The following is a 21050-nucleotide window of genomic DNA, read 5'->3' on the forward strand; positions in this document are numbered from 1 at the left end:
CGCCCATTCCCTTTAAAAGATACCCGCCAAACGGCGGGTGCACGTGCATCAAAAGCCCTTCCTCCATGAACCTTAGACTGCTAGCCAGCGGTGTTGCGATTGCCGTCGCGGGGGTGATCGGGTATGGCATCTACCAACTGGTTCCGCTGGGCCAGCCGCTGGCGCGCAGCGAAATCATCGGCGAACTCAATGGCCCGGCGCTGGCGTCGTCGTCCCGGGTGGCGCTGCAACGCTACGGCGAACGGCAGTTGCTGATCGGGCAGCGCCTGGTGTCGGCCCAGGACATGGCGGCGCTGGACACGGCCCCCATGCTGGACGCGCTGGTGCCCGCCTTGAGCACACGCCAGCCCAACCCCTGGCTGGTGGCCGACACGCGCAACCTGATTTACGGCGGTCACGGCACGGGCGCGTTTACCTTGCTGGGTTCGATCAGCGGGGATGCGGGCGTCAGCCTGATCGGCTCGCCGCTAGGGCGCGAGCTGTACCTGATTACCGCCGCTGAACGCCGCGCCGACCCGGACGAGCTGCCCGGCACCTGGGAAATATTGCAATCCAACGACCTGGGCAAGACCTGGGCGCTGGCGCCGGACGTGGTGCTGGGCCCGCCGCTGCGGCACGCGGTGTTCCTGACGTCGGACCGCGTGATTGCCCTGGAACGGCATGACGGGCGTCAACGCCTGATGGTCAGCCAGGACGGCGCGCGCCATTGGTCAGCCACTTTGCTGGATGAGCAGGTCTGGCCGGATGCGCCGGCGTTCGAGCGCGGCTTTCGCGATAGCCTGGCCAAGGCCGGCGGCGCGGGCGCGGAAGACCAACTGGCCTACGATTGGTCGCTGTATCCGCTGGACGAGCACCGCGCCGTGGGGTGGAGCTGGCGCACGCGGATCAGCCTGGATGCCTCGGCCAAGAACCAGGTCTTGGAAACGCGGCGTTTTGAAGTCGAGCTGCAAAGTGGGGCATCGCCCGCGTTCCGCATCACGCAAGACGTGCCGCCGGTGCCGGCACAGGCGGCCGAGTCCAGCGTCACGCGCGACCAGGCCGTGTTCGAGACCTGGGGCGATGCCATCTACGAACTAAACAAGGCCGAGCAAACCTGGCATCGGCGCGCGGCCTCGCCGACGGTGCAGGGCAAGCCTAGCTGGATCGACGATGCCTGGTTCGGGCCGAATGCGTGGGTCATCAAAACCTACGCCGACCATCTGTTTTCGTTCAACGAATACACCAAGACCTATTTCTACACGCGCGACCAGGGCAAGACGTGGCGCCCGTTTCAGATACCGCAGGACGTGGAGATCGGCCTGCTGGGCCTGGACGCGACGGGCGACGGGCTGCTGTCGCTGGCCGAGCGCGACGGCAAGACGGTGATACGGCGGTATCCGCTGGATTGAAGCGCGATCATGCAGCACCAATGTGATGCGCAAACATGCAGCGCCAGCGGATGCCACCGTGTTGCCCGCGTCAGACCACCAGCACCGGGCAGGGCGCGTGCGCGATGATCCGGCTGCTGACGGAGCCCATCAACGCGTTCATCAGCGGGCTGCGGTGATGGGAACCCAGCACGATGGCGGTGGCCTTGACCCGCGTTGCGTAGTCGACGATCTTTCCGGGCGTGAAGCCGGTCATCTCGTGGCATTCGAAGTTCACGTTGCCGTGGCGCAGGATGTCCGCCACCGAGCGCATCGCCTTGTCGCTTTCCTCGTGGTGCCAGGCATCGACTTCGTCCTTGCCGATGAATGACACGACATCCCCCCGGACCTCGGGCTCGCAATGCACCACATGCACGACAAAATCGCGGTTCAGCAATGGGGTGGCGACCAGGTAGCGCGCCGCCTCATCGCTATACGTCGATCCGTCGGTGGCAAGAATGATCGTGTTCATGGCTGCTCTCCGGTTTGGGGCTTCTTCACGTCGTTGCGGTTGGCGGTGGCCTTCCGCTTTGGCCAGGCCAGGCTGGCGCCAATCGAGGCCGCCAGAACCAACCCGATAATGCCTAGCGACCAATGCACCGGCACGTGCATCCACTGTGCCGCCAGCATTTTGGCGCCGATGATCATCAGTACCACAGCCAAGCCGTACTTCAGGTAATGGAAGCGGTCCACCATGTCGGCCAGCAGGAAGTAGAGCGCCCGCAAGCCCATGATGGCGAAGATATTGGATGTGAAAACGATGTAGGGGTCGGTGGTGATCGCGAAGATGGCGGGAATGCTGTCCACCGCGAAGACCACGTCGGTGGCTTCAATCATCAGCAACACCACGAACATTGGGGTCGCGTAGCGCAGCCCGTCGATTCGCACAAAGAAGGCCTGGCCGTGATAGTCCTTGGTGATCCGCATGGTGGCCCGCATGAACCGCACCAAGGGGTTCTGGGCGATATCGGGCTGACGGCCGGCCACGGCCAGCATTCTGGCGCCGCTCAGCACCAGGAAGGCGCCCAGCACATAGAACATCCACACGAACTGGGTCAGCAGCCACACACCCGCAAGTATCATCCCGATGCGCATGAAGATGGCGCCAAGCACGCCATATAGCAACACCCGCCGTTGCAATTCGGCGGGCACGGCGAAGTAGGTGAAGATCAGGGAAAACACGAACATGTTGTCCGCGGACAGGGACAGTTCGATGAGGTAGCCGGTGAAGAATTCCAGCGTCTTTTGATTGGCCACCGCGCGGCTCATGCTGGCGTCCAGAAACCACCACATCAGCAGGCCGAACAGCGTCGCCAACGACGACCAGGCAAGCACCCAGCACAGCGCTTCCCGAGACGACACGCGGTGCGCCTGGCGGCCGCCCAGCGCGTACAGATCAAGCGCCAGCACGGCCATGACGAAAACGATGAACCCCACCCACATCGGCAGGGTGGCAAAGGTTTCAACCTGGCTCATACGTCGCCTCCACGAATACGAGGCCAGTCTAGAGCGCCTCTATTCTTCGGACAATTCGCATAACATGAACCCATAGTCAGATTTTTTGGAATGATCGCCATGGTCACTCTCAACTACAAACATCTGCGCTATTTCTGGGTGGTCGCCAAGGCCGGCAGCATTGCCCGCGCGGCACAGCAATTGCAGCGCACGCCTCAATCGATCAGCGGCCAATTGCAAGATTTGGAATCCGCGCTGGGGTCCGCGCTGTTCCGACGGGTGGGGCGGGGGCTTGAACTCACGGACATCGGCCGCCGAACGCTGCAATACGCGGACCGCATCTTCACCCTGGGCGACGAATTGCTGGACGATCTGCGTAACCGCCCCGCGCGGCAAACGCTGGATTTCAGGCTGGGCATTGCCGAAGGCGTACCGAAATCGCTGGTGTACCGGATGATCGAGCCGGTGTTGCAGTTGGAAGAGAACGTGCGGCTGATCTGCCGTGAGGGGCGGTTGGCCTTTCTGCTGGCGGACCTGGCGGTGCACCGCTACGACATGGTGATTGCCGATCGCCCGATGCCGAGTCATCTGAACGTGCGTGGCTTCAGCCATCTGCTGGGCGAAAGCAGCCTGACGTTCTTTGGCGCGCCCGCCTTGCTGGAACAGTTGCCGGGCCGCTTTCCCAAGATGTTGGACCAGGCGCCTTTCCTGTTGCCGGGCGAAGACGCGGCGATTCGCCTGCGGCTGCTGCAATGGTTTGACGAACACAATATTCGCCCGCGCATCGTGGGCGAATTCGATGACAGCGCCTTGCTGAATGCCTTCGGCCAAACCGGGGTCGGCCTGTTCGCCGCGCCGACCGCCACGGCCGCCTTTCTGGTCAAGCAGTACCGGGTGCGCTCCATCGGCAGCGCCCGCGCCGTCAAGGAACAGCTTTACGCGCTGACCACCGAAAGGCAGTTGCAGCACCCGGCCATCATTGCGCTTAGCAAGGCGGCGCAGGAAGACATCTTCGGCGCGTCAACGCCGGGGCGTGGATAAGGGCCGGTGCGTGGTAAGCGCCTGCACGTAGGCAAACGCCGGCGCGTGGGCGCCGGCGGGTCAGGCGGCCAACACGTAGTCGGGATAGCGTTTGCAGATCTCGGCCACCTGGCTCAAGGTGCCGGACAAATGTTCACGCAGCACCTGCTGCGCCCGCGCGGGTTCCTGCGCGCGGATCGCATCCAGCAAGCGTTGATGGTCGTCCATGATGCGTTCGGCCTTGCCGGCTTCGGGCAGATGCAGCCGGCGCAGGCGGTCCAGATGGCCGCTGTAGCGCTGCTCAAGCTCCCATAGGCTGGTCACGCCCGCGGCAATGTGCATGTCGCGGTGAAAGGCCTGGTCGGCGTCGATGAACTGCTGGTATTCGCCATTGGCGTGGCTGATGCGTTGCAGGTCGATGCTGGTTTGCAGGCGCTTGTGCAAGGCCGCGTCGGACTGCTGCGCCAGCAAGTGCACGATTTCCAGCTCCAGCGATTGCCGCAGAAAGTGCGCCTGGCGCGCGGCGGGAATGTCGATGCGGCTGACCACCGTGGTGTGCTGGGGGTAGATCTCGACCAGCGCCTCTTCGGCCAGCCGCATCAGCGCGTCGCGGATGGGGGTTTGGCTCAGGCCATAGCTTTCAGCCAGCGTCACGCGCGACAGCGGGGCGCCGGGCGCGAGTTCCAGCGACACGATCTGTTCGCGTAGATGTTCGAAGACCTGGGGCGCGGCGTGGCGCGAGCGGTCCAGTCTGAGCTTGGGGCTTTGCATCAGGGGGCCTGACGGGAGTACGGTAGGAAAGCCCGCAGTGTAGCGGGTTTTCACCTAGCTGACGCACTAATGTATTAGTGTTTAAATGGCTCCATTCCACCCTGTCATTGCTCCCAATTCCCCATACCCCTATGAAACGTACCTACGAAAGTCTGCGCAGCGCCGCCTGGATGGCCAAGGATGACCTGCGTTCGTTCGGCCATCGGTCCCGCATGATGCAAATGGGCTATGCCCCGGACGACTGGGTCGGCCGGCCGATCATCGCCATCATCAACACCTGGTCTGACCTGAACCCCTGTCACAGCCACTTCAAGCAGCGCGTGGAAGACGTGAAGCGCGGCGTGTTCCAGGCGGGCGGGTTTCCGGTGGAGTTGCCGGCGATTTCGGTGTCGGAATCGTTCGTGAAACCCACCACCATGCTTTATCGCAACTTCCTGGCCATGGAAACCGAAGAGCTGCTGCGCAGCCATCCGGTGGATGGCGCGGTGCTGATGGGCGGTTGCGACAAGACCACGCCGGGCTTGCTCATGGGCGCCATCAGCGCCGGATTGCCATGTGTGTACGTGCCCGCCGGCCCCATGCTGCGCGGCAACTGGAAGGGCAAGATCCTGGGCTCGGGCTCTGATGCCTGGAAGCTCTGGGACGAGCGCCGCGCCGGCAAGATCACCCAGGAACAATGGACCGAAGTGGAAGGGGGCATTGCCCGCAGCTACGGCACCTGCATGACGATGGGCACGGCCAGCACCATGACCGCCATCGCCGAATCCATCGGCATGACGCTGCCGGGCGCCTCCTCGATACCGGCTGCCGACGTCGGCCACATGCGCATGTCCGCCGAATGCGGTCGCCGCGTGGTGGAAATGGTCTGGGACGACCTGACCCCAAAGCGCATCCTGAGCATGGCTTCGTTCAAGAACGCCATCAACGTGGCCATGGCCATGGGCTGTTCCACCAACGCCATCATTCACCTGGTGGCCATGTCGCGCCGCGCCGGCCATGCCGTGGGCCTGGAAGATTTTGATGCCGCCAGCCGCAAGGTGCCGGTCATTGCGAACATCCGGCCCAGCGGTGACACCTATCTGATGGAAGACTTCTATTACGCGGGCGGCTTGCCGGCGCTGATGACGCGCCTGGAAGGCCACCTGGACCTGTCGGCCATGACCGTGACCGGCAAGACGCTGGGCGAAAACATCGCCGGCGCCGAAGTCTATAACGACGACGTGATCCGCAAGCTGGACACCGCCATCTACGACGAAGGCGCACTGGCCGTGCTGCGCGGCAATATCGCGCCGGACGGTTGCGTCATCAAGCCCAGCGCCTGCGCGCCGCAGTTCTTGCAGCACACCGGCCCGGCGCTGGTGTTCGACGACTACCCCAGCATGAAGGCCGCGGTGGACGACGAAAACCTGGACGTCACGCCGGAACACATCATGATCCTGCGCAACGCCGGCCCGCAAGGCGGCCCCGGCATGCCTGAATGGGGCATGCTGCCCATTCCCACCAAGCTGGTGAAGCAGGGCGTGCGCGACATGCTGCGCCTGTCCGACGCCCGCATGAGCGGCACCAGCTACGGCGCCTGCATTCTGCATGCCGCGCCCGAATCGTATGTGGGCGGACCGCTGGCGTTCGTGAAGACGGGCGACCTGATCACGGTCGATGTGCCGGCCCGCAGCATCCACCTGAACATCAGCGACGAAGAGCTCGCCGCTCGCCGCGCCGCCTGGACGCCGCCGCCCAAGCGCTACGAGCGCGGCTACGGCTGGATGTATTCCAAGCACATCCTGCAAGCCAACGACGGCTGCGATTTCGACTTCCTGGAAACCGAGTTCGGCGCACCCGTGCCCGAGCCCGAGATTTTCTAAGCCTGGTTTCTTATTTCTTATTCCTTGTTCCTTGCCTATTGCCCGGAGCCATCGTGTCCCAAATGAATCCCGAAACCCGTGCCCGCCTGTCAGGCATCAGCACGGCCACTCTGTGCACCGCCTTGTTCAAACGCGGCCTGCGCAACCAGTTCATCCAGGACGTGCGTCCGCTGAACGCCAACCTGCCCAATATGGTCGGCCCGGCGTTCACCCTGCGCTACATCCCGGCCCGTGAAGACCTGAACACCATCAAGGTGTTTGAAGACCGCTCGCACCCGCAGCGCGTGGCCGTCGAGACCTGCCCGGAAGGCGCGGTGCTGGTCATGGACAGCCGCAAGGACGCGCGCGCCGCGTCCGCCGGTTCCATCCTGATCACGCGCCTGATGAAACGCGGCGTGGCGGGCGTGGTCACCGACGGCGGTTTTCGCGATTCCCCGGAGATCGCTGAACTCGGCTTCGCTGCCTATCATCAGCGCCCGTCGGCCCCCACCAACCTGACCTTGCATCAGGCGCTGGATATCAACGAACCCATTGGCTGCGGCGACGTGGCGGTGTGGCCCGGCGACATCGTCGTGGGCGACCGGGAAGGCGTGGTGGTGATTCCGGCGCATCTGGCCGACGAGATCTCGATTGAAGCGGTGGAGATGACCGCATTCGAAGACTTCGTGACCAGCCAGGTGCAGCAGGGCGCGTCCATCCTGGGCCTGTATCCGCCCACCGACCCGGGCACCAAAGACAAATTCGCCGCCTGGCGCAAAGAACAAGGCCGTTGAGCTTTGCCGCCGGCCGCCCGGCCGGCGATCCATACCTATAAGTCAATAAATCAAGGCAGGAGACAATCCATGAATACGCAACGACGCAGCGCGTTGGGCGCGCTGCTGGCCGCCACCCTGTGCGCGCTGGCCATGCCCGCCAGCGCCGCCGACTGGCCCGCGCAAAAGCCCATTTCCTATGTGGTGCCGTTCACCGTGGGCGGTTCCACCGACGTGGTCGGCCGCGTGCTGGCCCAGAAGCTGGGCGACCGCCTGCATCAGAACGTCATCGTTGAAAACAAGCCCGGCGCGGCCGGCGGCATCGGCGCCACCTACGTGGCCAAGGCCGCGCCCGACGGCTACACGCTGTTTGGCGGCACCATCAGCACGCACGCCATCAACGCTAGCCTGTACAAGAATCTGAAGTACGACCCGGTCAAGGATTTCGAGCCGGTGTCGCTGATTGCCTACCTGCCCAACGTGCTGCTGGTGGACCCGAACCTGGGCGTGAATTCGGTTGCGGATTTGATTGCGCTGCTCAAGCGCGACCCCAACAAACGCACCTTCGCGTCGTCTGGCGCGGGCACGTCCACGCACCTGGCCGGTGAATTGTTTTCCAGCATGATCGGCGTACCGCTCACGCACGTGCCGTACAAGGGCACGCCGCCCGCCATGGTGGACGTGTCGTCCGGCTCGGTCACTTTCATGTTCGACCAGATGACGGCCGCGCTGCCGCTGCTGCAAACCGGCAAGCTGAAACTGCTGGCCGTCACCACCAAGGACCGCATCGCGCTGGCGCCCGACGTACCCACCATGCAGGAAGCTGGTGTGCCGGGCTTCCAGATGGCGTCGTGGCAGGCCGTCTACGCACCCAAGGGCACGCCCAAGCCGATCCTGGACAAGCTGGCGGCGGAAATCGCCATCATCCTGAAAGAGCCGGACGTGCAGGAGAAGCTGGGCAAGACCATGGGCATGGAACTCGTGGGCAGCACGCCCGACCAACTGCGCGCGCTGATGGCCACCGAAATTCCGCGTTGGGCGGAAGTGGTGAAAAAGTCTGGGGCGACGGTGGAGTAATTCCCGGTGGCATGACTTTCACTCGGCATGGCAAAACGCCCACGTGCACGCAAGTGCGACGTGGGCGTTTTTACATGGGAGGCCAGGTCTTAGTTGACCTTGATGTTCCGTTCCTTCACCAGCGTCTTCCACTGCGCCGTTTCCTTGGCCAGATGATCGCGCAGCGCCTCCGGCGAGCCGCCGATGGATTCCGCGCCGATTGAATCCAGCGTGGCTTTGACCTTGGGCTCGGCCAGCGCTACGCGCATGGCTTCGTTCAGCTTGGCCACCACTTCCGGCGGCGTGCCGGCGGGGGCGAAGGCGGCAAACCAGGGCATCAGCTCGTAGCCCGCCACGCCGGCTTCCTGCATGGTGGGCACGTCGGGCAGGGCTGCGGAGCGCTTGGCGGTGGTCACGCCCAGCGCGCGCAGCTTGCCGGTGGCAATGTGCGGCTTGGCGGACGTGATGCTGTCGAACATGTAGTCCACCTGTCCGCCCAAGAGGTCGGCCACGGCCGGGCCGCTGCCCTTGTAGGGCACGTGCAGCATCTCGACGCCCGTCATCGACACGAACAATTCGCCCGCCAGATGGATGGACGTGCCAACCCCCGCCGAGGCGTAGGTGTAGTGATTGGGCTGGGCCTTCGCCTTGGCAATGACGTCCGCCACGCTGGTGGCGCCGGTGCGCTGGGGGTTGGTGACCAGCACGTTGGGCACCACGGCCAGCAACGAGATCGGGGCGAAGTCCTTGATGGGGTCGTAGTTCAGGTCGGCGTACAAGGCCGGGTTCACGGCCATGCCGTTGGCCACGATCAGGATCGTGTAGCCGTCGGGCTTGGAGCGCGCCACGCTGGCCGCGCCGATGTTGCCGCCCGCGCCCGCGCGGTTTTCCACGATGAACGAGGTGTTGAGCTGCTTGCTCATGGATTCGCTCAACGTGCGGGCGATGCTGTCCACGGCGCCGCCGGGCGGGAAGGGCACTACCCACTTGACCGGGCGGTCGGGATAGCTATCGGCCAACGCGGCGGACGCGCCGCCGAGTAGCGACAGGGCCAGGATGGCGCGGGCAAAGGGTTTGATCACATGGCGCAGGCGCATGGTTGTCTCCGTGGTGCTTGATAGTGGGTGGGCGCGCTCTTGGCGGCGCGGGCCCGTCTTGCCGGGTATGAAAGCGTTATCCGTTAACGGTGCTTGGCGTTCGTCAGTGTTCGGTGGTGGTTGATCGTGTTCGATCGTGGTCAGCAGCCGCGCTTAGCGGTCGCGACGATAGAACTTCAATTTGTCTTCGTCCAACGTCAACCCCAGACCGGGGCCGTCGGGCAATTCCAGTTCAAAGTCGGCGTAGCGCGGCGGGTTCGCCACGATGTCGTCCTTCAGCAGCAGGGGGCCAAACAGTTCCGTGCCCCACGACAGGCGCGGCAGGCAGGCAAAGCCGTGCGCGGATGCCACCGACCCCACCGAGCCTTCCAGCATGGTGCCGCCATACAGCGACATGCCGGCCGCGTCACCCACGGCCGCCGTGCGCAGCATTTCATACAGGCCGCCGGACTTGGCGATCTTCAAGGCCAGCACATCGGCCGCGCCCTGGCGCGCGATGTCCAGCGCATCTTCGGGGCCATTGACCGCTTCGTCCGCCATGATGGGCACCACGAAGCGCGCCGCCAGCCGCGCCATGCCGGCCAGGTTGGCGCGCGGAATGGGTTGTTCGATCAGGTCCACCCCCGCGGCTTCCAGCCGGGCAATGGCGCCGGCCGCATCGGCTTCGTTCCAAGCCTGGTTCACATCCACGGTAACGCGGGCGCGGTCGCCCAGCGCCTGCTTGATGCGCGACACATGCGCCACGTCTTCCGACACGGCGCGGCGTCCCACCTTCAGCTTGAAGGTGTTGTGGCGGCGGCTTTGCAGCAGCGACTCGGCTTCTTCGATATCGCGCGCGGTGTCGCCGCTGGCCAGGGTCCACAGCACGGGCATGCGCTTGCGTACCGCGCCGCCCAGCAGGGTGGATACCGGCACGTTCAAGCGTTTGCCTTGCGCGTCCAGCAGCGCGGTTTCCAGCGCCGACTTGGCAAAGCGATTGCCGCGCGCCACCTTGTCCAGCCGCTGCATGGCGGCGTGGATGTTGGTGGCGTCGCCGCCCACCAGCGCGGGCGCCAGGTAGGTATCGATGGCCAGCTTGATGCCTTCGGGGCTTTCTTCTCCGTAGGACAGGCCGCCGATGGTGGTGGCCTCGCCGATGCCTTCGATGCCGTCGCTGCAAGTCAGCCGCACAATCACCAGCGTCTGGCGCTGCATGACCGCCATGGCCAGCTGATGGGCGCGGATGGTGGGCAGGTCCACCAGCATGGCCTGGACCGAAAGAATGCTTGCCGGATTCATACTTTTAATGCCAAGGGTTGAGCGATTGATCGCAGTATGGCTTGCGCTTTCCGATCGCGTCCAAGACCATATGGGTTTCGATTAATACCTTTCAGGTCTAGGTCAGCCATGGAACTCAGGCACCTGCGGTATTTTCAGGCCGTGGCGGAAGAAGGCAGTTTTACCCGCGCCGCCGCCCGCCTGCACATCGCCCAGCCCCCGCTTAGCCGGCAGATACGCCAGCTTGAGGAAGAGCTGGGCGTGCTGCTGTTTGAACGCACCACCCGTGCGCTGCGCCTGACCGAGGCCGGGCGCTTTCTATTGGAGCAGTCCCGCTTGCTGACGGCGCGGCTGGAAGAGGTGCTGGAAGGCACGCGCAGGTTGGGGCAGACCCAGCGCCGCTGGTTCGGCATCGGGTTCGTGCCGTCGACGCTGTATGGATTCGTGCCGGAACTGATCCGGCAACTGCGCAGCGCCGACCCCCAGGTGGAAGTGGGGTTGATGGAAATGACGACCCTGCCTCAGTTGGAAGCGCTGAAGGCCGGGCGCATTGATCTGGGTATCGGCCGGATCCTGCTGGACGACCCGGCCATCGAGCGGCAGGTGCTGATGACGGAAGCCCTGGTGGCCGCCGTGCCCTTGCATCACCCCTTGGCGGGCGCGCCGAGTGTGTCGGTGGAGCGCCTGGCGCAAGAGCCCTTTGTGCTGTACCCGGCGCGGCCCCGGCCCAACTTCGCGGACCACGTGCTGGGGCTGTTCCGCGCGGCCGGTTATTCGTTGCAAGTGGTGCAAGAGGCCAATGAACTGCAAACGGCGATTGGCCTGGTGGCGGCGGGCTTGGGCGTGACGGTGGTGCCGGCATCCGTGCAGCGCTTGCAGCGTCAGGACGTGGCGCATGTGCGGATCGAAGGCGATGGGTTTGTGTCGCCGGTGATTGCCAGCTACCGCAAGGACGATGGGTCGGAATTTTTGGCCCGCGCGTTGGGCCTGGCGCAAACCTTGGCGTCACGCGGCGAACCGCCCGCCTGAACCGTTTCAGAAGCTGACCGCCAACCCCACCGAAAACCCCGACACATTGGTGCCAAAGACATACCGGCCCACCAGCCGCGTGCGCGTGATGATGACGTCGTAGGCGCTGGAGTCCAGTTCCAGGCCCGCGCCCACGGACGTCAGGCGGTCAAACCCCAGCACGCCGCGCTGGTCGCCCAGGAATTCCGAATGCGTCAGTTCCAGCACATAGCGCAGTGGCCGTTGCAGCAGCACGATCCCCGTGGGCGCCCGGTAGCGCGCCCAGAGGTTGGCCGATTGCGCGGTGGCGTTGCCCTGCACCGCGGCCGAGCTGGAGAAGCTTTTCAGGCGGATATCCGAATAGCGCAGCTCCACGTCCACTTCGTAGCCGGGCCGGTAGTGCTCGTAGTCCAGCATCAGCGAACCGCCCAGGCCGTAGGCGTTCAAGGACCCGCGGTCCAGGAAGTCGACGTCGGTGCCGGTCTGCCGCCCCACATACCAGCTTGCGGCGCGCAGGTCGCTGGTGACGTTGCCCAGCGCCACGTTGAAGATGGGACGCAGCTTTAGCTCGTCAGTCAGCTTGAAGTCCCAGCCGATGCCGCCGGTGGCCGACAGGCTGTTCCATTTGGTGGGAATGCTGCGGGTTTCGGCGCCCTGCGTCGCCACGAAGGTGGGGTCGTACCGGCTGCCGGCCAGCACCCCTTCCAGGTAGATGGGCACCGAATCCGAAATGGTGTCGCCGCCGCCCAACTGCGTCATGAAGAATTCGGTGGACCCAGAAGTGGAACCGCCACCGCTGCCGATGGAAAGCGAACTGGTCGTGATGTCCGGCACGATGGAAAACGACATCAGCGCCAGCACCCCGTTAGCGCGCTTTTGCAGATCGTCCTTGCTGAGTCGCAGCGTTTGCGCGCTGGCCTCCGGCCCAGCGGCGCAGGCCAGCGCGGCGACGACATAGGCCGACACCCAGGCCGTGGCGCGCGTGGCCAGTGTCATTTCAGCACTCCGGACAGCGCACCCATCGCTTCCCGCTGGGCCATCAGCAGCTTGTCGCTCTGGTCGATGCGGATGGCGCCGATACGCGGAAACTCGAAGTCGATGATGATGTACAGCGCTGCCGTCATGACCAGCGCATAGATGATCTGGTGGAACAGCGTGTCGCGGCGCGCGGTCGCCAGGTTCAGCCCGATCAGGCAGGCGCAGACCAGCGCCAGAAAGCACAGGAACACGTAGGTCATGGCCGGCGGGTGCACCTTCTGCGCAACGGTCTGGGACGTGGATGCGTCAAACATATCGTTCACGGCGCCGATGTAAGACGCCGCGAACGGCGGCACGGCGTTCCTGGCCGCCAGCATCGATCCTTTCCAGATCTCGTTTTGCAGGGTCGATGCTTTGGCCGCGATGGCGTCGCGCCGGTCCAGGTCCGCCACATGGCGGTAGTAGTTGATGCGTTCGTCAACGTACAGCCGGAACTGATCGCGCAGGGCGGGCTGATCGGCCGCATTCAGCATATCGATGCGCAGCCAGGCGGTACCGATGGCATTCACTTCCTGCACCAGCAGGTTGCGGCGTTCGCCCATGCGCTGCGCGGCGCCGGAAAACGTAAAGGCGATCAGCAAGCCAAGCAGGGCGAAGACCGACGCCTCGATGGCCGCCGAACCCGCGCGGCCATTTTCGTCCGCCTGGTGGCGGTGGCCCAGATAGCGTCCGAACCGGATCGCGCCAAGCAAAAGCAGAAAGAACGCGGCGGCGCACAGCGCCAGAATCAATGAATAATTCACGTTGCCACCTTGCCTTCGGACATGGTTGATAGGGCTTGCTTGTTCCAGCGCGTGACGCGGTTGCGTCCGTTCTGTTTGGAGGCGTAGAGCGCCAGGTCGGCGCCTTTGACCACGGCCTGCGGCAGCGCGGCGTCTTGCGGCCACAAGGCCACCCCGACGGATACCGTGACCGTGCCCACGCCGGGCGGCATGGCGGTTTGCGAGACGCCCGCGCGGATACGTTCGGCCGTGGCAAGCGCCGCGTCATCGGACGCGGCCGGGACGATCACCACGAATTCCTCGCCGCCCACGCGAAAGGGTCGATCTTGCTGACGCACGCTACGGCTTAGCGTGTCGGCCAGGGCGATCAGCACCTTGTCGCCCACCGGATGTCCATGGGTGTCGTTGATGTGCTTGAAATGATCCACGTCCAGAGCGATGACGGCGAATGCCGTGCGGGCGGCCACCAGTTCATCCAGCCGCTGGCGCATGGCGCGGCGGTTCATCAAGCCGGTCATCGGGTCGGTCATGGATTCCACATTCAGCCGGCCGACTTCATGGCGGTGCCGCGCCAGCCTTGTCGTCAAGGCCTCGCGCAGTTCGTCCGCTTCCACGTACCAGGTGCGCAGCCCGCTGGCCTGTTGGTCTTGGGGGCTTGCCGCGTCTGCGTTGGCCAAGGCGTGCGTCAGGCGGGCAAGCGGGCGGGCGATGGCGTAGGCCAGGGCGCTGACAAGCATCAAGGTCAGCAGCACGGCCGGGATGGCGAATAGCAAGGCCTCGCGCAGCAGCGCGTTCAGGGGAGACAGCGCATGGTCCAGCGGACGCTGGACGACGACCGCCCAGATGCCTTTGCCCAGCGGGGCGTAGCCGGTCAGCATGACGTGGCCAGCGGCGTCTTGCACCTGGGCCGAGCCGGGCGTGGCCATCGCCGGCGAGCCGTCCGATATCAGGTCGGGCAGCACGGCGGACGTGCCGCTGGCGCCGTGCCGGTACAGCGCCTGGCCGTCGCGGTTCACCAGGTAGACGGCGGTGCCGTCGGCATAGGGATGTTCGCCGATCAGCTTGTCGATCTGGCTGCCGCGTTCCAGCACGACCACGGCGGCGAGCGCGCCGTTGGGCAGGGGATTGACCAGCGTCAACGTGGCGGGCGAGCCTTCGGGCTGGCAGCAGGGCCGGACCCATTCGCCGATCCGGCGTTCGGCCACGCGCAATGCAGTCAGGGTAGGAATGGCGCCCAGCCAATGGGGGGCATCGGACGCTCGTGCCGTGATGGCGCCTTCGCGGTCGGCCAGCAGCACGGCGGATACGCCCTCGATTCTTGCCGCCAGGCGCGACAGTTCGGAAGCCAGCTCCGCTTCTGGAAGTGGAGCACCGGAAAATTGTGCAGCGCTGGCATCAAGCTGGCGATGCACCGCCGAGATGTACAGCGTGATGACTTCGGAAAGCTTCTGGGCGTAGGCCCGATTGGCTTCCAGCGTATTGCGCACCGCCTGGGCCTTTTGCACCTGGTAGCCCGCGTACAGCGCATTAGCGAACCCGATCGCCACGCTAAGCACGGCCAGCGTGATCAGCACGGCCACCAAGCTCACTTTCCTTTTTGTCGCCATGTCGATGAGCCGTGTTGACTTGCGGTCGCAACGCCGGATAGGGCAGGCATGCCTGGCATGGCAAGGCGCACCGGGACGGTAACGCGCGTGCCCACACCAGGTGGGTATTGAGGCATGCGGCTAGGTGACCGCCGCGAAAATCAGAATACAGAACTCTTTTTATTTTTTCTAGGTTTTCGCTCTGCGGTGGTCTGCTTTTTTCCCCGCATGTGGGGAATTCTGACGCGGCGTATTCGCGGCTCAGGCCGCGACGGACCACTCTGTGCCGGGCTCGGCGCAGTCTGGCAGCGCCATGTCCGTGTGCTCCGCATGCACCCAACGCACCCGTTCGCGCGTTGCATCGATGCAACCGCCTTCTGCATATATTCCTTGCGGATCGCGAATACGCGCCATGCGCGCCAGCACGGCGGCGGTGGCGGCGGGGTCCGCCAAGGTTTGGCGTACGCGATCGCGGACGATGTGTTCGTCCATATAACGCTTGCCGGTTGCGTCGGTGCGCACGCCATGACGCCAATGGAATATTTCCACGCATTTTGACGTCAACGTGTAGGGTTCTCCGTGTTCCCAAAAATTATTGAACTGGCCATTGCCCAGGTAGAACACCCATGAGCCCTCATAGCCTTCCACGTCGGAAGACACGGCGTCCGGGTTGCGGAACCACAGCCGGTCGCCCGGCACGTAAAAGCGTTGAGGCAGGGGCGCGTCCAGGGAACCGTATTCGTGCAGGAAGGCTTCGTGAAAGCGGCCGGACATGACCGCGCGGGTTTCCCATTGGCGTTGCAGGCGGCGCCCCAGCTCGGGGTTGGCGTGTTGCAGCTCCTGCGCGATGCCCAGCACCGTCACGTACTCCGTCGCGCGATAGCACGAGAACGCATACAACTGCCCTGATGCCTCGGGTTGCGTTGCCTTGCGCAAGCCTTCGATCAGCGAGCGGCCGGGCAGGATGGTGAAGCCGCGCGCTTCGTCGTAAGTCCAGTAATCCTCGGGCCGTTCGGCATGCTCAGTGTCAAAGGCCAGGGCCGTCTGGCGGGCGGCCTGCACGATGTAGCGCCGGATGCGCACCGCCGATGCCAGTTCGGCCACATTGGGAAACGTGAACGCCACCGGGCTGGCCAGCATCGCCAGCAGGATTTCGCGGTCCAGGTCAGCGGTGTGGGTCTCGGTTCGCAAGCCGAGCTTTTGCGCAAGCCCGGTGGTGTCATGTTGCGGCAGGAATGCCTGGGCAAACGCGGCCTGCAACCAGGCGTGCGCCCCGGCCGTGGCGCCGGTCAGGCCGCAGCAGATAGCCGCCTGGCGCAGGCCGGCCCGCGCCAGGAACTCGTCCAGCTCATGCCGTGCTTGGCTTGCGTAAAGAGCGTTGGGGGAGTGGGGTGAGTCGGAAGACTCGATGCGTATCCCGCCCCGAGGCGGGGGAACCAAAGCTTGCTCAAAAAGCCGCATGAAAATCCAAGCCGAAGAGTGGAACAACATCCATGCGGAAATTGTAGGCAGACGGCCTTAATAGCACCTGTACGCAAGCGGTTTGGTCGCGCGCCTGTTGCGCCGTAGCGATGCCGGCGGGCGGTCGGCCTGTTTTTGCTTACTTGGTTACGTAGGCCTTGGTGGCGGCGTCAAAGACATAGGCGGTGACGTCGGCCGCGCCTAGCTGGCGCGTCTTGTTCGGCCCGGAAATCGTGGTGCCGCTGGGTTTGACGGTCACGGTGGGCATGTCTTGCCTGCCGTCCTGGGAGAAGACCAGTTCGCCCTTGCTGGAGGTGCACGGCATGACGTCGCCGTCGGCGCAGGCCGCGCTGTTGTCTTCGCCGGTCAGCACGCCGCCCACATAGGTCCAGACGTGGCCGTCGATGTCGTTCTTCAAGCGTTCGGGGTTGAAGACCAGCAGGGCGTAGCCGTCGCTGGTGATGCCGTTGTCAAAGCTGGTGGTCGGCACGGCCAGCAACAGCTTGCCGGCGGGGGTGCGGTGTTCCAGCGGCTTGCGGCGGGTGTCGACGTCTTCGCCGCGTTCGTAGGCGCCGAACTCGCCGATGGTGGGCTCCATGCCGCGGAATTTCCAGGGCTTGTCGGAGGCGGGGTCGGTCAGGACGAAAGTGGCTTCGGCCAGGTTGACCCGCGTGCCGGGTCCGGGCTCTTCTTCGGTTTCAGCTTGGGTGTTGGTTGGACTTCCGGCCGGCTTGGCGTACCGGGGCGCGGTTTCCCACGCGAAGCCGGTGTAATAGTGCGTGCCTTCGGACTCGAAGGCATGGCCGAACCAGTACGTGGCGATGCGCCCATTGTCGACTTCGTATGTCGTCTCGCCCTTGCCGTCGATATCAAAGATGGTGGCCATTACCGTGGGCGCATCGGGCGGCTCGACGGCCGACGCGGCTTGCCGGGAGATCGTGCCGGGCGCGTCGGAAGCGGCGGCAGAGGCGGCGGCAGTAGTGGCTTCAGAAGCGGCGGCGGCGGGCGGCGTGGCCAGGGCGGCAAACGCTACGGCAAGCAGGCCGGCCAAGGTGGCGCGAAGGGTTGGGGCAGCCTTCAGGGAGGAGGTCATAGAGGTCGCATTGTTCTGTGGTTTCTGTGCGGTGGCGAGTATAAGGGCGCGTGTGTACCAAGGGGCTTCACAATATTTCATGGGTTACAGCGCCGTTACCAGGGCCCGCTATGCACCCGCCAACACCGCTTCACGGAATTCCTTCATCAGCGGCGACCACAGGGTGCCGCGCCGCGAGATCAGCGCGATGTTGCGGCGTAGCGGTGGCCCGAGCGCTACCGGCAGCGCCGTGACGTCGGCGTTGGCGGACAGTGCGCTTTGGGGTAATACCGCCAGCATGTCGGAGCCGGCCAGTAGCCGCAGCGAGCCTTCGGAAAAATGCTCGACCTCAAGCGCCGCCATCGGCAGGCCCAGGCCCGCTTCCGCGAAGCGGGCATCCAGCAGCAGGCGGGCCACGGAGGTGGGGCGCGGCAGAATCCAGCGTTGGCCGCTTAGGTCTCGCAGCGCCACGCGCGCCTTCGTGGCCAGCGGATGGCGCCGGCTGGCCGCCACGCACAACGCATCATCGAACATGATTTCGTGGCGCAGGGTGGCGGGGCCATCGGCATAGACGGGCGTGACGGCAAGGTCGAGCTTGCCGCTTTCCACCTGCGCATTCAGATCATCGGACAGCCCCTGCGTCAGCTGGATGCGCAGCGCGGGGCGGCGGGGCAGCAAACGGTTCAACACAGGCATCACCACGCTGTCCACCGTGGCGCCAGTGGCGCCCACGCGCAACAGTCCGGCTTCACCCACCCGCAGTTCCATGGCATGTCGCACCGCGTCGCGGTATTCCGCCCAGAGCCGCTTGGCGTGCTGCAGGAACACCATGCCTTCGGAACTGAGCGTCAAGCCGCGTCCGTGCCGCAACATCAGGGCCAGCCCGGTATCCGCTTCCAGGCGCCGCAGGGATTTGGACAGCGCAGGCTGGCTCACGCCGCAGGCGGCAGCCGCGCGTTCCAGATGGCCATGTTCGACGGCCGCCAAGAAATATTCGATGTCACGCAGGGATAGATTCATGAACGACAGGCATTCCAGATAGCACTTTTGGGAATATTACGCTGCGGGCGCGCGCCTAGAATTCGGACATTCCCCATGCTCATAGAGGTCAGCGCAGATGTCGAATCGCCCCAATATCGTCTTGATCGTTGCCGACAACCTGGGCTGGGGCGAACTCGGCTGCTATGGCGGCGGGGCGCTGCGCGGTGCGCCCACGCCCAACATCGACCGGCTTGCCACCGAGGGCCTGCTGCTGCAGAACTTCAATGTGGAAAGCGACTGCGTGCCGACCCGCTCGGCGCTCATGAGCGGCCGGCATCCGATCCGCACCGGCTGCCTGCAATCGGTGCCGCCGGGTCTGCCGCAAGGGCTGACGCGCGACGAGATCACGCTGGCGCAGCAACTGTCGGGGCAGGGCTATGCCACGGCGCATTACGGCAAATGGCATTTGGGCGATATTCCCGGACGCTACCCGTCCGACCGCGGCTTTGATCATTGGTACGGTATTCCGCGCACCACCGACGAAAGCCAGTTCACGTCGTCGATCGGCTTTGATCCCAGCGTGGCGGACATGCCTTACATCATGGAAGGCCGCGCGGGGCAGCCGTCGACCAACGTGAAGCTGTACGACCTGGACAGCCGACGCGGCATCGACGCCGAACTGGTGCAGCACGCACAGACCTTCATGCGCGAGCAGACGCGCGGCGGGCGGCCCTTTTTCTTGTATCTGCCGTTGGTGCATCTGCACTTTCCCACGCTGCCGCACCCCGATTTCGCGGGGCGCACCGGCGCGGGCGACTTTGCGGATTCCATGGTGGAAATGGATCACCGCGTGGGTCAGATCGTGGCCGAAGTCGATGAACTGGGCCTGCGCGACAACACCGTATTCATCTTCTGCAGCGACAACGGCCCGGAATTCCGCAAGCCCTATCGCGGTACGGCAGGCCCCTGGAGCGGCACGTATCACACGGCCATGGAAGGCAGCCTGCGCGTGCCCTTCATCATTCGTTGGCCGGGCAAGGTCAAGCCGGGCCAGGTGTCCAACGAGATCGTCCACGTGACCGATCTGTACACCACGCTGTCGCATATCGGCGGGGCCAGCGTGCCGCAAGACCGGCCGATCGACGGCATCGATCAGACCGATTTCTTTACCGGCGAGCGTCCGAATTCGGCGCGCGAGGGTTTTCTGTTCTACATCAAGAACGAACTGCGCGCCTTGAAATGGCGCGACTGGAAGCTGCATTTCTACTGGGAACCCGAGGTGAACGAGGGCAAGGGCAAACTGGAATCGCCTTACCTCTTCAACCTGAAACAGGACCCCAAGGAAGAAAGCGATATCTTGATTTTCAATACCTGGGTGCTCGGCCCCATGCTGAAGATGGTGCAAGCCTTCAATCAGTCTTGCGCCGAACATCCAAACACCACGCCCGGTCGACCAGACCGGGATTGAACGGCCCGCGCAGACGGCGCCAAGCACAAGGGGAAATCATGAAAACCGTTGTTCGTCGCAGTATTGCCGGGCTGGGCCTGGGCGTTGCGCTTGTCTTGCCGGTTGCATCCCAGGCCGAGCCGCCGCTGGCCTGGCCAGGCAAACAAATCAACTGGATCGTAGGCTTCGTGCCTGGCGGTTCCGCCGACGTGCTGACGCGCGTGGCCGCGCAGGATCTGGCGCAGCGCACGGGCTTGAACGTGGTGGTCGAGAACAAGCCGGGCGCGTCGGGCGCGATCGCGCTGCAGATGGTGGCGCGCAGCAAGGCCAGCGATGGCTACCTGATCACGGTGCCGGGGCCGCTGATCTATCCGACGCCGCAACCGGCCATCGGCAAGGAACTGGCGCCGGTCATGCTGATGGCGCAGGGGCCGATGGTGATCGTGGGCCCGGCCAAGCAGGCCTTGCCGAAGTTGGCGGACGTGCTGGCGGACGCGCGCAAGCATCCGGATACCTGGAGCTACGGCAGCTCCGGCAACGGCACATCGCAACATCTGGCGGGCGAACTGCTGAACCAGGTTGCCGGCACGCGCATTGTGCACGTGCCTTACAAGGGGGGCGGGCAGGCGGTGTCGGACGTGGCGGGCGGCCAGATTCCCTTGGCCATTCTGGGGTCGTCACCCGTGTTGCCGCAGATCAAGGCCGGCACGCTCAAGGCCTATGCGGTCACCACCAAGAAGCGGCTGGATGCCTTGCCCGACGTGCCCACCGTGGCCGAATCCGGCTTTCCCGACTACGACGCCAGCCAGTGGTTTTCAGTGGCGGCTTCGCCAGGGATTGATGCCACCGTGCTTGAGCAGTTGAACGCGGCCTTGCAGAAAACCGTGCAGTCGCCCGCGTTTCAAGCGGCGGTCGACAACGCGGGCATGGTCGCAGCCGGCGGCTCGCGTTCCGACTTGCAGCACTTCATTGCGGACGACACCGCCAAATGGCAAAAGCTGCTGGATAGCGGCGCCATCAAGTTGGCGAACTGAGAGAGCGGATGTTCAGGTGGGGCGC

General features: G+C 64.6%; 19 protein-coding genes. 8 read left to right on the top strand and 11 right to left on the bottom strand.

The window, feature by feature from the left end; all coding sequences use genetic code 11:
* Positions 1 to 65 precede the first annotated feature (65 nt).
* Positions 66 to 1388: a hypothetical protein gene (locus M2361_RS06435; RefSeq protein WP_259247154.1), complete on the top strand. Its 1323-nt coding sequence runs from the start codon at positions 66 to 68 to the stop codon at positions 1386 to 1388.
* Between the two features lie 70 nt (positions 1389 to 1458).
* Here the strand turns inward: M2361_RS06435 and M2361_RS06440 are convergent, their stop codons facing one another.
* Complete coding sequence (locus M2361_RS06440) at positions 1459 to 1878, bottom strand: universal stress protein (protein ID WP_259247155.1); 420 nt, start codon at positions 1876 to 1878, stop codon at positions 1459 to 1461.
* Complete coding sequence (locus tag M2361_RS06445; RefSeq protein ID WP_259247157.1) at positions 1875 to 2882, bottom strand: TerC family protein; 1008 nt, start codon at positions 2880 to 2882, stop codon at positions 1875 to 1877. Before M2361_RS06445 ends, M2361_RS06440 begins: the two co-directional genes overlap by 4 nt.
* Positions 2883 to 2981: 99 nt before the next feature.
* Between M2361_RS06445 and nhaR the strand changes: the two genes are divergently transcribed.
* The gene (gene nhaR / locus M2361_RS06450; protein WP_259247159.1) at positions 2982 to 3902 is read left to right on the top strand and encodes a transcriptional activator NhaR; all 921 of its coding nucleotides are present in this window, start codon (positions 2982 to 2984) and stop codon (positions 3900 to 3902) included.
* Between the two features lie 60 nt (positions 3903 to 3962).
* Here the strand turns inward: nhaR and M2361_RS06455 are convergent, their stop codons facing one another.
* Positions 3963 to 4652 (bottom strand): GntR family transcriptional regulator, encoded by a 690-nt coding sequence (locus M2361_RS06455; RefSeq protein ID WP_100855577.1) that lies wholly within the window; start codon positions 4650 to 4652, stop codon positions 3963 to 3965.
* Positions 4653 to 4783: 131 nt separating this feature from the next.
* On the opposite strand from M2361_RS06455, the gene araD reads away from it, so the two are divergent.
* The 3 genes from araD (at position 4784) to M2361_RS06470 (ending at position 8343) form a co-directional block, all read left to right on the top strand.
* The gene (gene araD, locus M2361_RS06460; protein WP_259247162.1) at positions 4784 to 6514 is read left to right on the top strand and encodes an L-arabinonate dehydratase; all 1731 of its coding nucleotides are present in this window, start codon (positions 4784 to 4786) and stop codon (positions 6512 to 6514) included.
* Between the two features lie 62 nt (positions 6515 to 6576).
* A complete protein-coding gene (locus tag M2361_RS06465; RefSeq protein WP_100855579.1) occupies positions 6577 to 7287 on the top strand; it encodes a ribonuclease activity regulator RraA in 711 nt (236 codons plus the stop codon).
* 69 nt (positions 7288 to 7356) lie between these two features.
* Positions 7357 to 8343 (top strand): tripartite tricarboxylate transporter substrate binding protein, encoded by a 987-nt coding sequence (locus M2361_RS06470; protein WP_259247164.1) that lies wholly within the window; start codon positions 7357 to 7359, stop codon positions 8341 to 8343.
* Between the two features lie 89 nt (positions 8344 to 8432).
* Here M2361_RS06470 and M2361_RS06475 read toward each other — a convergent pair whose 3' ends face one another.
* Both M2361_RS06475 and M2361_RS06480 read right to left on the bottom strand, forming a co-directional pair.
* Positions 8433 to 9419, bottom strand: coding sequence for a tripartite tricarboxylate transporter substrate binding protein (locus M2361_RS06475; protein WP_259247165.1), 987 nt, complete (start codon positions 9417 to 9419; stop codon positions 8433 to 8435).
* A gap of 153 nt (positions 9420 to 9572) precedes the next feature.
* Positions 9573 to 10697 (bottom strand): muconate/chloromuconate family cycloisomerase, encoded by a 1125-nt coding sequence (locus M2361_RS06480; protein ID WP_259247170.1) that lies wholly within the window; start codon positions 10695 to 10697, stop codon positions 9573 to 9575.
* A gap of 108 nt (positions 10698 to 10805) precedes the next feature.
* On the opposite strand from M2361_RS06480, the gene M2361_RS06485 reads away from it, so the two are divergent.
* Positions 10806 to 11705, top strand: coding sequence for a LysR family transcriptional regulator (locus M2361_RS06485; RefSeq protein WP_259247172.1), 900 nt, complete (start codon positions 10806 to 10808; stop codon positions 11703 to 11705).
* Between the two features lie 6 nt (positions 11706 to 11711).
* Here M2361_RS06485 and M2361_RS06490 read toward each other — a convergent pair whose 3' ends face one another.
* From M2361_RS06490 to M2361_RS06515, 6 genes are all read right to left on the bottom strand, one after another.
* On the bottom strand, positions 11712 to 12680 hold the full coding sequence (locus M2361_RS06490; protein WP_259247174.1) for a hypothetical protein: 969 nt from the start codon (positions 12678 to 12680) through the stop codon (positions 11712 to 11714).
* Positions 12677 to 13465: a hypothetical protein gene (locus M2361_RS06495; protein WP_259247176.1), complete on the bottom strand. Its 789-nt coding sequence runs from the start codon at positions 13463 to 13465 to the stop codon at positions 12677 to 12679. Before M2361_RS06495 ends, M2361_RS06490 begins: the two co-directional genes overlap by 4 nt.
* On the bottom strand, positions 13462 to 15024 hold the full coding sequence (locus tag M2361_RS06500; RefSeq protein ID WP_259249250.1) for a diguanylate cyclase: 1563 nt from the start codon (positions 15022 to 15024) through the stop codon (positions 13462 to 13464). Before M2361_RS06500 ends, M2361_RS06495 begins: the two co-directional genes overlap by 4 nt.
* Before the next feature lie 267 nt (positions 15025 to 15291).
* Positions 15292 to 16491, bottom strand: a complete 1200-nt coding sequence (locus tag M2361_RS06505) for a hypothetical protein (RefSeq protein ID WP_259247177.1) — start codon at positions 16489 to 16491, stop codon at positions 15292 to 15294.
* A gap of 139 nt (positions 16492 to 16630) precedes the next feature.
* Positions 16631 to 17584 carry a hypothetical protein gene (locus M2361_RS06510; RefSeq protein WP_259247179.1) on the bottom strand — a complete coding sequence of 318 codons (954 nt, stop codon included), beginning with the start codon at positions 17582 to 17584 and terminating at the stop codon, positions 16631 to 16633.
* 108 nt (positions 17585 to 17692) lie between these two features.
* Positions 17693 to 18583 carry a LysR family transcriptional regulator gene (locus M2361_RS06515; RefSeq protein WP_259247181.1) on the bottom strand — a complete coding sequence of 297 codons (891 nt, stop codon included), beginning with the start codon at positions 18581 to 18583 and terminating at the stop codon, positions 17693 to 17695.
* A gap of 97 nt (positions 18584 to 18680) precedes the next feature.
* Between M2361_RS06515 and M2361_RS06520 the strand changes: the two genes are divergently transcribed.
* On the top strand, positions 18681 to 20012 hold the full coding sequence (locus M2361_RS06520; RefSeq protein ID WP_259247183.1) for an arylsulfatase: 1332 nt from the start codon (positions 18681 to 18683) through the stop codon (positions 20010 to 20012).
* Positions 20013 to 20050: 38 nt separating this feature from the next.
* Complete coding sequence (locus tag M2361_RS06525; protein ID WP_259247185.1) at positions 20051 to 21025, top strand: tripartite tricarboxylate transporter substrate binding protein; 975 nt, start codon at positions 20051 to 20053, stop codon at positions 21023 to 21025.
* Positions 21026 to 21050: the final 25 nt, after the last annotated feature.

It is taken from the genome of Achromobacter sp. JUb104 (genome assembly GCF_024806975.1).
GTDB lineage: Bacteria > Pseudomonadota > Gammaproteobacteria > Burkholderiales > Burkholderiaceae_B > Achromobacter > Achromobacter spanius.